Raw genomic sequence first — 13227 nt, forward strand, 5'->3', positions numbered from 1 at the left:
GCCGGCGCCGTCACCGGCGAAGGCGGGTCGGTTCGAGGTGCGGTGCCCCGACCTGGTGGCGCTGCGGTCCTACGACGGGGCGGGCGACGCCCGCGCGTCGGTCGTGGCCGTGCACCTCGAGGCCGCGCGCGGCGCGCTGTCGCTGGTGCCCCGGCCGGAGTGGCCGCGGCTGACCTCGCTCCGCTCGCGCCGCGACGGCGACGGGTTCGTGCTGGTCGCCCGCTTCGCCCGGCCGGCACCGGTCGCCGACGTGGTCGCCGAGGTCGGGCGGCAGGCGGTGTGGCCGGCGGTCGTCGCCGCGCGCCCCGGCCTCGACGTGCGGGTGCTCAACCCGATCGGCTTCCGGACCGACTGGGAGCGGGGCGTGGTCGACCTGCCACCCGGCCCGCCGACCGCGGCGCTGGTCACCGGGCTCCGGGACGCCCAGGGGGTGCGCGTCGGCGCCGACGCCGACCCGGACGCGGTCGCCGGGCTGGCGATGGCGGGGGTGCCGCTGGTCGGCGCGGGGTTCGGCGAGGTCGACCTCGACGACCCGCTCACCCGCGAGGAGCACAGCCTGGAGCTGCGCCGGGCCGCGCTCGACGAGCACGGATCGGTCGACTGGCAGCGGCCGGTGTCGGTGCTGCTCGCCACCCGCCGACCCGAGCAGCTGGACTTCGCGCTGGCGCAGGTCGCCCGGCAGCGGGGCGTCGCGTCCCTCCAGCTGGTCCTCGCGCCGCACGGCTTCGACGTCGACCCCGCCCGGGTCCGCGACGCCGTGGGCGTCGACGTGCACGTCGTACCGGCCCCGGCCGAGACGCTCTTCGGCGACGTCCTCCAGGCGGCCGCCGCGGCCGCGGACGGCGACGTGCTGCTCAAGATGGACGACGACGACTGGTACGCCCCCGACGTCGTGGCGGACCTCCTGCGCGCGCGGGCCTACAGCGGCGCGCAGCTCACCGGCATGCCGGCCGAGTTCCACTACCTCGCGCCCCGCGACCTCACCGTCAAGCGCGGCCACCGCACCGAGGTCTACGCGAGCTTCGTCGCCGGCGGCACCCTGCTCGTCGACCGCTCGGTGCTGCGCGAGGTCGGCGGCTTCCGCTCGGTGCGCAAGTACGTCGACGCGCAGCTGCTCGCGGCCGTCACCGCCGCCGGCGGCGCGATCTACCGCACCCACGGGCTGGGCTACGTCCTGCGCCGCAACGAGTCCGGCCACACCTGGGAGGTCGACATGGACTACCTGCTCGACCCCTCCCGGGTGCAGCGCACCTGGCCCGGGCTCACGCCGTCGCGGCTGATGGAGATCTAGGGCCGGCCGAGGCCGCGGACCGTCCAGCCCGCGTCCCGCCAGGCCTGGGCGTCGAGCTTGTTGCGGCCGTCGATGACCAGCTTGTTGCGCACCGTCTCGCCGAGGACGCCGAGGTCGACCAGGCGGAACTCCGGCCACTCCGTCAGGTGCAGCAGCAGGTCGGCGTCGCGCGCGGCCAGCAGCGCCGACTCGGCGTAGTCGAGGGTCGGGAACATCGCCCGGGCCGTGTCGTTGGCCTTGGGGTCGTAGACCGAGACGAGGGCGCCGCGGAGGTGCAGCTGGCCGGCGATCGAGAGGGCGGGGGAGTCGCGCACGTCGTCGCTCTCCGGCTTGAAGGCCGCACCCCACACCGCGATCCGCGAGCGCGCGACGCTGCCCCCGAGCATCGTGGTCGCGATCTGCACGACCCGGCTGCGCTGGCGCAGGTTGATGTCGTCGACCTGGCGCAGGAACGACATGGTGTCCTCGACGCCGAGCTCACCGGCCCGGCTGAGGAACGCCCGGATGTCCTTGGGCAGGCAGCCGCCGCCGAACCCGATCCCGGCGTTGAGGAACTTGCGCCCGATCCGGTCGTCGTGGCCGATCGCGTCGGCGAGGTCGACGACGTCGCCGCCGGCGGCCTCGCAGACCTCGGCGACCGCGTTGATGAAGGAGATCTTGGTGGCCAGGAAGGCGTTCGCGGAGACCTTCACCAGCTCGGCGGTCGCGAAGTCGGTGACCACGACGGGCGTCTCGGTGGCCAGGATCGGCGCGTAGAAGTCCCGGAGCACCTTCTCGGAGCGGTCGGACGCGACCCCGAAGACCAGCCGGTCGGGGCGCAGCGTGTCCTCGACCGCGAAGCCCTCGCGGAGGAACTCGGGGTTCCAGGCCAGCTCGGCGTCGACCCCGGGCGCGAGCTCCGCGATGCGAGCCGCCAGCCGCTCGGCGGTGCCCACCGGGACGGTCGACTTGCCGACGACCAGCGCGCCCTCACCGAGGTGGGGAGCGAGCGACTCGACCGCGGCGTCGACGTACCGGACGTCGGCACCCAGCCCGTCGTGGCGCTGCGGGGTGCCCACGCAGACGAAGTGGATCTCGCCGAACGCGCCGGCCTCCTCGAAGGAGTCGGTGAACCGGAGCTTGCCGGAGGCGACGTGGGTGGCCAGCAGGTCCTCGAGCCCGGGCTCGTAGAAGGGGACCTTGCCGGACGCGAGCGACTCGCGCTTGCCGGAGTCGATCTCGACGCCCAGGACGTCGTAGCCGAGCTCGGCCATGCTGGCGGCGTGGGTGGCGCCGAGGTACCCACATCCGATGACGGTGACCTTCACGGGCGCCACTCTAGGAGGCGGACCTCCTCAGCCCGGTAACGAGACGTTGAAGGATTTCCCTCAAACGAGCCGGGCTCGTGGCCAGGTTCACACGCACGTGGCCCGGCAGGCCGGGCTGGTAGTCGCCTCCCGGGCTGACCCGCAGCCCGTGGAGCAGCGCGGTCGCGGCGGGGTCGTCGTCGTAGGCCCGCAGGTCGACCCAGGCGAGGTACGTCGCCTCGAGGGGCCGCATCCGCGCCGCCGGGAGCTCGGCGGCGAGGGTGTCCGCGAGCAGCCGGCGGTTGTCGTCGAGCCGCTCGACCAGCGCGGCGAGCCAGGCGTCCCCGTCGCGCCACGCGGCCACACCGGCGGCGATCCCCAGCGCCGACCAGGCGTTCTGCGCCGGCACCGGCAGGGCCCGGGCCCGCTCCCGCTCGGCCTCGTCCAGCAGGACCAGCTGTGCCCCGTGCACGGCCGGCATGTTGAACGACTTCGACGCGCTGGTGACGACGGCCGCGGTCTCGTCGACGGTGAGGTACGGCGTGAACGTGGCCCCCGGCAGCGTCAGCGGGGCATGGATCTCGTCGGCGACCACGCGGACGTCGTACCGCCGCGCGAGCGCGGCGAGCGCCTCGAGCTCGGCGCCGGTCCAGACCCGGCCGAGCGGGTTGTGCGGGTTGCAGAGCAGGTAGGTGCGAGCGCCGGCGGCGAACGCCCGCTCGACGCCCTCCAGGTCGAGGGTCGCGACGTCGGCGTCCGGGTCGAGGTCGACCGTGACGAGCTCGCGCCCGACGACCGCCACGACGTCGCGGAACGGGGGGTAGCACGGCTGCGGCACCACGACGGGTCCCGGCGGGCAGAGCGCCTCCAGCGCGAGCCGGATGCCGCCCATCACCGAGCCGGTCGGGACGCAGGCGTCGTCGGGCAGTCGCCAGCCCCAGTGCCGGTCGGCGAAGCCGGCGAAGGCCGCGCCCAGGCCGCCGTCCCCGTGGGCCGGGTAGCCGGCGCCGAGCCGGACCGCCCGCACCAACGCCTCCTCGACCGGCTCGGCCAGCCGCAGGTCCATCTCGGCCACCCAGGCAGGCAGCACCCCCGGTTCGACGTCGCCCCACTTGAGGGGGAGCGCGGTGCGGGCCTGGTCGTCGGTGAGGTCGCGGAGCACCCGCCCATTCAACCGTGCGTCCAGAAAACGACGGAACGCGTCGTGGAAGCGCCCGAAGCCCTACGATTTCCTCATGCGTCTGCGTGGATCCCTGGCTGTTGCCGTTGCGCCCCTGCTTCTCGCCGCCGTGGCCTGCGCGCCCGCGTCGGACGACTCGTCCGCGACCGACTCCGGGTCGTCCGCGAGCCCGAGCGCGGGGCAGTGCGACACCGACTCGCTGCCGGTGAAGACCGCCGGCCAGCTGACCGTCGGCACCGACTCCCCGGCGTACGACCCGTGGTTCTCGAACGACGACCCGACCAACGGCAAGGGCTACGAGTCCGCCGTCGCGTACGCCGTCGCCGACCAGCTCGGGTTCAGCCAGGACCAGGTGAAGTGGACGGTCGTGCCGTTCAACAAGTCCTACGCACCGGGCCCCAAGGACTTCGACTTCGACATCAACCAGATCTCGATCACGCCCGACCGGGCCCAGAAGGTCGACTTCTCCGACGGCTACTACACCGCGTCGCAGGCCGTGATCGCCCTCAAGGACAGCCCGGTCGCCGGTGCGACGAGCGTCGACGACCTGAAGGACTACAAGCTGGGGGCCCAGACCGGGACGACCTCGCTGACCGCGATCCGCGAGGACATCCAGCCCTCGGAGGACCCGCTGGTCTTCCAGAGCACGAACGCCGCCAAGCAGGCGCTGCTCAACGGCCAGGTCGACGGGATCGTCGCGGACCTGCCGACGGCGTTCTACATCACCGCCGTCGAGATCCCCCAGGCGACGATCGTGGGCCAGTTCCAGCAGCAGAGCGGGTCCCCGGAGGAGTTCGGGATGCTCTTCGAGAAGGGCAACCCGCTGGTCGCCTGCGTGAACGAGGCGCTCGCGACCATGAAGTCCGACGGCACCCTCGACGAGATCGAGCAGAAGTGGCTCAGCCAGACCGTGAACGTCCCCGTCCTCCAGTGACGCCTCGGTGAGCGAGTCGAGCGGAGGCTGGCAGCCGAGCGCCCGGGAGCGGGAGCGGCAGGACGTCCGCCGCCGCCTGGGTCGGCGTGCGCTCCTCGTCTCGACGGTCGCCACCGTCGTGTTCTTCGGGGTGCTCGGGGTCGTGGTCGTCACGTCTCCGGGGTGGGCGACGGTCAAGGAGTACTTCTTCAACGTCAGCGACGCCCGCGCGGTCTTCCCCGACGTCTGGCACGCCTTCTGGACCTACAACGTCAAGATGTTCCTGATCGCCGAGGTCTTCATCCTGGCGCTGGCGTTGGCGATCGCGCTGGTCCGGCAGACGCGCACGCCGCTGTTGCTGCCGCTCCGGATCGTCGCGGTCGTCTACACCGACCTGTTCCGTGGGATCCCCACGATCCTGCTGGTCTTCATGCTGGGCTTCGGCATGCCGGCGCTCGGGCTCCAAGGCGTGCCGACGTCCCTGTTCTTCTGGGGGCTCGTCGCCCTCGTCCTCTCCTACGGTGCCTACGTCGCCGAGGTGATGCGGGCCGGCATCGAGTCCATCCACCCCTCGCAGATCGCCAGCGCCGACGCCCTCGGCCTCAGTCGGCTCCAGACGATGCGGCACGTGGTGGTGCCGCAGGGGATCCGCCGCGTCGTCCCGCCCCTGCTCAACGACTTCGTGAGCCTGCAGAAGGACACCGCGCTCGTCGGCGTCATCGGAGTCTTCGACGCGATGTTCGCCGCGCAGGACTACAGCAACTACCACTTCAACTTCACGGCCTACACCGTCGTCGCCGGCTTCTTCATCGTCCTGACCGTCCCGCTCGCCCGGTTCACCGACCACTTGCAGCACCGGGCGATGGAGCGCGAGAGGCAAGGAGCCCGATGAGCGCCCTGGTCGAGGTCTCCGGGCTGCGCAAGTCCTACGGCGACAAGGTCGTGCTCGACGACGTCTCGCTGACCGTCCAGCCCCACGACGTGGTCTGCCTGATCGGGTCGTCCGGGTCCGGCAAGTCCACGCTGCTGCGCTGCCTCAACCTGCTCGAGGGCATCGACGACGGGGTCATCACCTTCGAGGGCCGGGAGATCTCCGACCCTCGGGTCGACCCGCGCGAGGTGAGGTCGCGGATCGGGATGGTCTTCCAGGCCTACAACCTCTTCCCCCACCTCACGGTGCTGGAGAACTGCACGCTGGCGCCACGACTGGTGCACGGCGTACGGCGTCCCGACGCGGAGGCCCGGGCGCGCGAGCTGCTCGAGCGCTTCGGACTGCTCGACCAGGCCCTCAAGAACCCCGACCGGCTGTCGGGTGGCCAGCAGCAGCGGGCCGCGCTCGTCCGCGCGCTCTGCACCTCGCCGACGCTGCTGCTCCTCGACGAGATCACCGCGGCGCTCGACCCCGAGCTCGTCGGCGACGTGCTCTCGATCGTGCGCGCCGAGGCCGAGGCCGGCACGACGATGATCCTCGCGACCCACGAGATGGACTTCGCCCGCGACGTGGCGACGACCGTCTGCTTCCTCGACCAGGGCTGCATCCTCGAGCAGGGTCCGCCCTCGCAGATCTTCACCGAGCCGCGCGAGGAGCGGACCCGGCAGTTCCTGCGGCGGGTGCTCTGACGCCGTCCGGCGGTGGGTGGTCCACGTTCTGGTGGGTGGTTTCGGTGGATGGTGCACCGCCGGCTTGGGCTGCTGCTGTCCGGCGGTGGGTGGTCCACGTTCTGGTGGGTGGTTTCGGTGGATGGTTCACCGCTGGGCGGGAGGCCGGTCCCGGCGCGGACCCACGGCCACGGTGACGGACAGGAAGAGCTGCCGCCACTGCTCGCCGAAGGCCGGCGGCGGCCCTGAGTACCCCAGCGCCAGAAGAGCTCGGTAGACCTCACCCACCAAGGTCTTCGGCCGCGCGAGCTTCTCCTTCGTCACCTGCACGTAGGGCACGTTCGCACCGCGAAGGAGGGCGTAGCGGTCGAGGTCCTGGGAGTACTGGTCGCGGTCCTCCTGGTGGTGGGATCCCTCGTACTCGACGACCAACCCGTGATCCCGGTAGACGAGGTCGCCGATGACCTCGAGGTCCTCGCGTACGTCGACTGCGACGTTGGTCTCGGCCCTCGGAAGGCCGGCGAACCCGAGTACGGCGCGCACCTCGCTCTCCTTGAGTGACCGCGACCGCCCGTCGAGGTGGTCGAGTATCCACACGGCCTCGGGCGCGCCGTCACGCCACAGCGCCGACAGAGCGAGGCCTCGGACGTCGTCGCAGTTCATGTGGCCGTGGTGCAGCAGCCAGTCGCCGACCTTGATGGCGTCGACCACCCGGGCCCGTGCGCAGTAGGCGATGAACGCCGCTGGCACCGTGACGCCGACGGCGTCGGTGGGGGCGAGCCGCTTCGTCCGGTGCAGGAAGATCCCGTCCAGAGCCAGGTGGAGATCGGACTCCACGACGAACCGGATGGGGCGGCGCGGGCCGTAGCCGAGGCCGAGCTGCTGGATCCTGGTGATGCCCGTCAGGTGGGCGCTGGGTGGAACGGCAAGACGGGCAGCGGCGACCCAGTCGTCGTCCGACATCTCGTGCTCCGCCGACCGGTAGACCCGAGGGAACACGCGGACGAACCGACGTCCGTCGAGCTGACGGTCAGTCAGTCCGACGGCTCGTGCCTGGGCGCGACTGAACGGCCGTCGAGCCAGGTCGTCGGGGATCGGTCGCACGCCGTCGAGTCCACGACACGCCTCGACGGCGCGCCACCTGCTCGCGCCCGGCTGTGGATGACCGCCTGACCGGCGGTGCGTGATCCACCGGCTTGCGCCCCAGGAAGGTGGACCAGCCACCGCCGCCCGGCCCCTACCGCGCCAACCCACCGCCCACCAGGACACCCCGCGACCGTGACAGCGGCTCTGTCATGATGCCGGGCATGAGCATCGAACTCGGCCAGGGGACCGGGCCGCTGCGGGGCGTGAAGGTCGTCGAGATCGCGGGCATCGGCCCGGGTCCGCACGCGTGCATGATCCTGGCCGACCTGGGGGCCGACGTGATCCGGGTCGAGCGGCCCGGCGGGCAGGCGCTGGCGGGCGGTGGGTCGCACATGCTGCTCAACCGGGGCCGACCGAGCGTCGCGCTCGACCTCAAGCACCCGCGCGCGGTCGAGACCGTGCTCGAGCTCGTCGAGGGCGCCGACGTCCTGGTCGAGGGGATGCGGCCGGGCGTGACCGAGCGGCTCGGCCTCGGCCCGGACGACTGCCTCGCGCGCAACCCGCGCCTGGTCTACGGCCGGATGACCGGCTGGGGACAGGACGGACCGTTCGCCCAGTCGGCCGGCCACGACATGAACTACATCGCGATCACCGGCACCCTCTTCGGGCTCGGCCAGGACAAGAGCCGACCGCACTTCCCGGCCAACCTCGTCGGCGACTTCGGCGGCGGGTCGACGTACCTCGTCATCGGGATCCTCGCCGCCCTGCTCGAGGCCCGGCTCAGCGGCCGGGGCCAGGTCGTCGACGCCGCGATCGTCGACGGCACCGCCCACCTCAACACGATGACCGCGGCGTTCCTCGCCTCCGGCGGCTACCACGAGGAGCGCGCCGCCAACCTGCTCGACGGCGGGGTGCCCTACTACGACATCTACGAGACCTCCGACGGCCGGCACATGTCGGTCGGCGCGCTGGAGCCGCAGTTCTACGACGAGTTCCTGCGCCTGCTCGGCATTGCCGACACCGCGCCGGACCGGTACGACGCCGCGCAGGCCGAGGCCCTGCGCGCGCTCATCACCACGACGTTCGCGCAGCGCACGCAGGCCGAGTGGGTCGCCGTCTTCGAGGGCACCGACGCCTGCGTGGCCGGCATCATCCCGCTCAGCGAGGCGGCCGAGCACCCGCACCTGAAGGCCCGCGGCACCCTCGTCCAGCACGACGGCCACCTCCAGCCGGCGCCCGCCCCCCGCTTCTCGCGCACCGGGGCGACCATCGGCCGGGCCGCCGAGAGCGCCGGCGACAGCACCCGCGAGGCGCTCACCGCCTGGGGGATCGCCGACGTGGACGAGCTGATCGGGTCCGGCGCCGCCGTCCAGGCGTGAGCCCACAATGAAGCCGTTCCTCTTCCTCGGCACCCGTGCCGAGGACGCGGCGGCCGACAACGAGTACGACGCGGTGCTGGCCTGCTCGGGCCTCGACGAGCGCGACGTGCGCCGGCACCGGCTTGAGGCGGCCGGGCTCGGCCCGGTCGACCTCGGCGACTGGTCCGGCATCGTCCTCGGCGGCGGGCCGTTCAACTTCAGCGACCCCGAGGACACCAAGTCCGCCGTCCAGCGCCGGGTCGAGGTCGAGCTCCGCGACCTCGCCGAGCGGGTCCTCGCGGCGGACTTCCCGTTCCTCGGCGCCTGCTACGGCGTCGGCGTCCTCGGCGGGCTGCGCGGCGGCCTCGTCGACCGCACCTACGGCGAACCCATCTCGGCGACCCGCATCACCCTCAACGACGCCGGCGCCGCCGACCCGCTCCTCGGCGTCCTGCCGCGGGAGTTCGACGCGTTCCTCGGCCACAAGGAGGCGGTCACGCGGCTGCCGGCCGGTGCGGTCGTGCTCGCGAGCAGCGCCGCCTGCCCGGTCCAGGCCTTCCGGATGGGCGCGAACGTCTACGCCACGCAGTTCCACCCCGAGCTCGACGTCGAGGGCATCTGCCTGCGCATCGACACCTACCGCGACCACGGCTACTTCGAGCCCGGCGAGGCGGACGGGCTCCAGGCGATGGCCCGCCGCAGCGTCGTCGACGAGCCGCCGCGGCTGCTCGCGGCGTTCGCCGAGCGCTACCGTCGTCCATGATCTCGGTACGCCGCCGGCCCGCCCTCCTGGTCCTCGTCCTCGCCCTGGTGCTCGGCGTCGCGGCCACCGCGGCCGGAGCGGTCGCGCTCCGGGCCCGCGCACCGCAGGAGCCGCAGCCGGTGCAGAGCGCCCACCGGGCCTGGGCGGCCGGCCCCTCGGCGACCTACGAGGGCGACAGCGGCGGGATCGGCGTCGTCCGCCCCCTGCGCGTCGCCGTGCCCGACGGCACCTACGACGCCGTGGTCACCGTCTCCTTCGACTACCGCACCCGCGGTCCCGGGCCCTACGAGACCGGGCTGGACCTCGACCGGGCCGACGCGGTCCCGGACAGCCACGCGCTCCCCGGCGCCGCCTCCAGCACGCCGACGACGGTGCGCTACCTCCTCGCCGACCTCGAGGGCGGTCGCACCTACGCGGTGGCGCCCGCGGTCAACTCGACCAGCCCCGCGCACGGGACGAACCGCATCGCCACCCGGCACGTCCTGGTCACCGTGGACCTCACGCCGAGCGACTGAGTATTGAATATCTGTCAACAAGAGAAGTAGGCTGCCCGCCATGAGCGAGCCGACCCCCTCACCGACCCCGGAGCACGTCGACGTCCTCGTCCTCGGCGCGGGCCTCTCCGGCATCGGCGCCGCCTGCCGCCTGCGCACCGAGCACCCCGAGCGCAGCGTCGCCGTGCTCGAGGCCCGCGAGGCCAGCGGCGGCACCTGGGACCTGTTCCGCTACCCGGGCATCCGGTCGGACTCGGACATGTTCACCTTCGGGTTCAAGTGGCGGCACTGGGACGGCGACGTCGCGCTCGCCGACGGCTCCTCGATCCTGGCGTACCTCCGCACTGTCGCCGAGGAGTACGGCGTCGACCGGCTGATCCGCTACCGGCACCGGGTCCGCCGCGCGAGCTGGGACTCCGAGGCCGGAGTGTGGACGGTCGAGGTCGAGCACGACGGCGAGCTGCTGACCCTCACGACCGACCTGCTGTGGGCGTGCGGCGGCTACTACGACTACGACCAGGGCTTCGCGCCGCAGTTCGCCGGCCAGGAGGACTTCCGCGGCGAGGTCGTGCACCCGCAGCACTGGCCCGAGGACCTCGACTACACGGGGAAGAAGGTCGTGATCATCGGCTCCGGTGCCACGGCCATCACGCTGGTGCCGGCGATGGCCGACGCCGGGGCAGGGCACGTCACGATGCTGCAGCGCTCGCCGACGTACGTCCTCTCCCTGCCCGGCACCGACCCGGTGTCGAAGCGGCTGCACTGGCTGCCGGCGAAGGTGCGCTACCCGATCGTGCGCTGGAAGGCGATCTTGTCCTCGATCGCGTTCTTCCAGCTCTCACGCCGCCGCCCCGAGATGGTCAAGAGCCTGATCCGCAAGGCGGCGCTCAAGCAGCTGCCGCCCGACGTCGACGTCGACCGGCACTTCAAGCCGGCGTACAACCCCTGGGACCAGCGGGTCTGCTTCGTGCCGGACGGCGACCTGTTCAAGGCGATGCGTCGCGGGGCCGCCTCGGTCGTCACCGACCAGATCGAGCGGTTCACCGAGCGCGGCATCCTGCTGCGCTCGGGCCAGGAGCTCGAGGCCGACGTGATCGTGACGGCGACCGGCCTGACGCTCAAGGCGATGGGTGGCCTGGAGCTCACCGTCGACGGCGCCGAGATCAAGATGCACGACACGATGACCTACAAGGCGCTGATGCTCAGCGACGTGCCGAACTTCGTCTTCACGATCGGCTACACCAACGCCTCGTGGACCCTCAAGGCCGACCTGGTCGCGGACTTCGTCTGCCGGCTGCTCACCTACATGGACGAGAACGGCGTACGCCGGGTGGTGGCGCCCCGCGACCCCTCGGTCGGCGAGGAGCGGCTGATCGACTTCAGCTCCGGCTACATCCTGCGGGCCCTCGACGAGCTGCCCCGCCAGGGCGACCGCGAGCCGTGGAAGCTGCGGCAGAACTACCTCACCGACCTGCGGTCGATCAACCACGACCCGATCGACGACGGGGTCCTGACGTTTCGCTGAGCCCGTTCCGGGTCACTGAGGGTGCATGGGACTCAAGGACAAGGCAGAGAACAAGGCCGAGGAGCTCAAGGGCCGCGGCAAGGAGACGGCCGGTGCCGCGAGCGGCAACCGCGACCTCGAGGCCGAGGGTCGGAGCGACCAGGCCAAGGGCAAGGTCAAGAACGCCGGTGAGGACGTCAAGGACGCCGCCAAGGACGTCAAGGACGGCCTCACCCCGTAGACCGCGATTGGGGCGGACGGGCCGGCGCCACGTAGGGTGGTGACCAGCCCGTTCCGTCTTGCCTCGGGCTCATGCGCTCCGGATCCGTCGCAGCGCCCCCTCTCGGGATCCACCTGGCGAGACACGCCAACAGTGAGTGATTCCTCCGTGTCTTCTGCAGTCATCCCTGCGACCTTCGCCGACCTCGGCGTCCCCGCAGATCTCGTCGCCGTCCTCGCGGACCGCGGCATCGTCACCCCCACCCCCATCCAGGCCGCCACGCTGCCCGACTCGCTCGCCGGCCGCGACGTCCTGGGCCGGGGCCGCACCGGCTCCGGCAAGACCTACGCCTTCCTGCTCCCGCTCGTCGCCCGGCTCGTCGCCGACGGCCGGCGCGCGCAGCCCAAGCGCCCCCGTGCCCTGATCCTCGCCCCGACCCGGGAGCTGGTCGGGCAGATCGAGGAGGCGCTGCGGCCGCTGGCCGCTGCCGCCGGCCTCACCACCCAGACCGTCTTCGGCGGTGTGGGCCAGAACCCGCAGGTCCAGGGCCTGCGCCGCGGCGCCGACGTGGTGCTCGCCTGCCCCGGCCGCCTCGAGGACCTGATCGGCCAGGGTCACTGCGACCTCGGCGCCGTCCAGGTCACCGTGCTGGACGAGGCCGACCACATGGCCGACCTCGGCTTCCTGCCCTCGGTCCGCCGGCTGCTCGACCGCACCCCGCGCGAGAGCCAGCGGCTGCTGTTCTCCGCCACGCTGGACAAGGCGATCGACGTGATCGTGAAGCGGTTCCTCCGCGACCCGGTCACCCACCAGGCCGACTCGGCGCAGTCGCCGGTCGAGACGATGGACCACCACGTCCTGCACGTGACCCGGGAGCACCGGGTCGGCGTCCTCGTCGACCTCACCAGCGCGCCCGGCCGCACCGTCGTCTTCACGCGCACCAAGCACGGTGCCAAGGCCCTGACCCGTCAGCTCAACAGCCGGGGTGTCCCGACCGTCGAGCTGCACGGCAACCTCAGCCAGGGCGCCCGCACGCGCAACATGGAGGCGTTCCACAGCGGTCGCGCGACGACCCTGGTGGCCACCGACATCGCGGCCCGCGGGATCCACGTCGACGACGTGGCGCTGGTCGTCCACGCCGACCCGCCGGTCGAGCACAAGGCCTACCTGCACCGCTCCGGGCGTACGGCGCGCGCCGGCGCCAAGGGCACGGTCATCACGCTGATGACCGACGAGCAGGTGCGCGACGTGCGCCAGCTGACCCGCGCCGCGGGCATCAAGCCGACGACCACCCGCGTCTCGGGCCCCGACCACCCGGTGCTCGTGCAGCTCGCCCCCGGCGAGCGGGTGCTCGTCGCCGGCGGCCTCGTGCTCGACGTACCGGCCTCGGGCGGTCGCCCGAAGTCCGGCGCCGGCCGCTCGCAGTCCGGCGCCGCGCGCCAGCCCGGCCCCGGCGGTGGGCGGTCCCGCCCGCGCCGCCGCCGAGGTGTGAGCAACCGGCGAACTGGAGACACCTCGACCCGAAGGGGGTGA

13 protein-coding genes are annotated in these 13227 nt (G+C 72.5%); 10 read left to right on the forward strand and 3 right to left on the reverse strand.

Annotated elements, in window-relative coordinates:
- The first annotated feature begins 37 nt into the window (after nt 1-37).
- The gene (locus ACILQ5_RS13990; protein ID WP_395658624.1) at nt 38-1291 is read left to right on the forward strand and encodes a hypothetical protein; all 1254 of its coding nucleotides are present in this window, start codon (nt 38-40) and stop codon (nt 1289-1291) included.
- Here the strand turns inward: ACILQ5_RS13990 and ACILQ5_RS13995 are convergent.
- On the reverse strand, nt 1288-2598 hold the full coding sequence (locus ACILQ5_RS13995) for a UDP-glucose dehydrogenase family protein (protein ID WP_395658625.1): 1311 nt from the start codon (nt 2596-2598) through the stop codon (nt 1288-1290). The two genes, ACILQ5_RS13990 and ACILQ5_RS13995, sit on opposite strands and share 4 nt — an antisense overlap.
- A 10-nt stretch (nt 2599-2608) precedes the next feature.
- On the reverse strand, nt 2609-3739 hold the full coding sequence (locus ACILQ5_RS14000) for a MalY/PatB family protein (RefSeq protein WP_395658626.1): 1131 nt from the start codon (nt 3737-3739) through the stop codon (nt 2609-2611).
- Between the two features lie 73 nt (nt 3740-3812).
- Between ACILQ5_RS14000 and ACILQ5_RS14005 the strand changes: the two genes are divergently transcribed.
- The 3 genes from ACILQ5_RS14005 to ACILQ5_RS14015 are packed head-to-tail and all read left to right on the forward strand — an operon-like array spanning nt 3813 to nt 6290.
- The gene (locus ACILQ5_RS14005; protein WP_395658627.1) at nt 3813-4691 is read left to right on the forward strand and encodes an ABC transporter substrate-binding protein; all 879 of its coding nucleotides are present in this window, start codon (nt 3813-3815) and stop codon (nt 4689-4691) included.
- Nucleotides 4692-4698: 7 nt separating this feature from the next.
- Complete coding sequence (locus ACILQ5_RS14010; RefSeq protein ID WP_395658628.1) at nt 4699-5562, forward strand: amino acid ABC transporter permease; 864 nt, start codon at nt 4699-4701, stop codon at nt 5560-5562.
- On the forward strand, nt 5559-6290 hold the full coding sequence (locus ACILQ5_RS14015; RefSeq protein WP_395658629.1) for an amino acid ABC transporter ATP-binding protein: 732 nt from the start codon (nt 5559-5561) through the stop codon (nt 6288-6290). The genes ACILQ5_RS14010 and ACILQ5_RS14015 overlap by 4 nt, the downstream gene beginning before the upstream one ends.
- Nucleotides 6291-6416: 126 nt before the next feature.
- Here the strand turns inward: ACILQ5_RS14015 and ACILQ5_RS14020 are convergent, their stop codons facing one another.
- Nucleotides 6417-7268: a hypothetical protein gene (locus ACILQ5_RS14020; RefSeq protein WP_395658630.1), complete on the reverse strand. Its 852-nt coding sequence runs from the start codon at nt 7266-7268 to the stop codon at nt 6417-6419.
- Between the two features lie 308 nt (nt 7269-7576).
- Here ACILQ5_RS14020 and ACILQ5_RS14025 point away from each other — a divergent pair, with 308 nt between their 5' ends.
- The 6 genes from ACILQ5_RS14025 (at nt 7577) to ACILQ5_RS14050 (ending at nt 13227) form a co-directional block, all read left to right on the forward strand.
- Complete coding sequence (locus ACILQ5_RS14025; protein ID WP_395658631.1) at nt 7577-8734, forward strand: CaiB/BaiF CoA transferase family protein; 1158 nt, start codon at nt 7577-7579, stop codon at nt 8732-8734.
- Between the two features lie 7 nt (nt 8735-8741).
- Nucleotides 8742-9476: a glutamine amidotransferase gene (locus ACILQ5_RS14030; protein WP_395658632.1), complete on the forward strand. Its 735-nt coding sequence runs from the start codon at nt 8742-8744 to the stop codon at nt 9474-9476.
- Complete coding sequence (locus tag ACILQ5_RS14035) at nt 9473-9991, forward strand: hypothetical protein (protein ID WP_395658633.1); 519 nt, start codon at nt 9473-9475, stop codon at nt 9989-9991. The genes ACILQ5_RS14030 and ACILQ5_RS14035 overlap by 4 nt, the downstream gene beginning before the upstream one ends.
- 40 nt (nt 9992-10031) lie before the next feature.
- Nucleotides 10032-11495 carry a flavin-containing monooxygenase gene (locus tag ACILQ5_RS14040; protein ID WP_395658634.1) on the forward strand — a complete coding sequence of 488 codons (1464 nt, stop codon included), beginning with the start codon at nt 10032-10034 and terminating at the stop codon, nt 11493-11495.
- 25 nt (nt 11496-11520) lie between these two features.
- Complete coding sequence (locus ACILQ5_RS14045; protein WP_395658635.1) at nt 11521-11715, forward strand: CsbD family protein; 195 nt, start codon at nt 11521-11523, stop codon at nt 11713-11715.
- Nucleotides 11716-11862: 147 nt separating this feature from the next.
- On the forward strand, nt 11863-13227 hold the full coding sequence (locus ACILQ5_RS14050; protein WP_395658636.1) for a DEAD/DEAH box helicase: 1365 nt from the start codon (nt 11863-11865) through the stop codon (nt 13225-13227).

Origin of the sequence: Nocardioides sp., assembly GCF_044226305.1 — a bacterium.
Lineage (GTDB): Bacteria > Actinomycetota > Actinomycetes > Propionibacteriales > Nocardioidaceae > Nocardioides.

Coding starts and splice junctions, on each gene's coding strand:
- ACILQ5_RS14005 (WP_395658627.1), top strand. CDS start 3,813: ATGCGTCTGCGTGGATCCCTGGCTGTTGCCGTTGCGCCCCTGCTTCTC.
- ACILQ5_RS14015 (WP_395658629.1), top strand. CDS start 5,559: ATGAGCGCCCTGGTCGAGGTCTCCGGGCTGCGCAAGTCCTACGGCGAC.
- ACILQ5_RS14025 (WP_395658631.1), top strand. CDS start 7,577: ATGAGCATCGAACTCGGCCAGGGGACCGGGCCGCTGCGGGGCGTGAAG.
- ACILQ5_RS14030 (WP_395658632.1), top strand. CDS start 8,742: ATGAAGCCGTTCCTCTTCCTCGGCACCCGTGCCGAGGACGCGGCGGCC.
- ACILQ5_RS14035 (WP_395658633.1), top strand. CDS start 9,473: ATGATCTCGGTACGCCGCCGGCCCGCCCTCCTGGTCCTCGTCCTCGCC.
- ACILQ5_RS14040 (WP_395658634.1), top strand. CDS start 10,032: ATGAGCGAGCCGACCCCCTCACCGACCCCGGAGCACGTCGACGTCCTC.
- ACILQ5_RS14045 (WP_395658635.1), top strand. CDS start 11,521: ATGGGACTCAAGGACAAGGCAGAGAACAAGGCCGAGGAGCTCAAGGGC.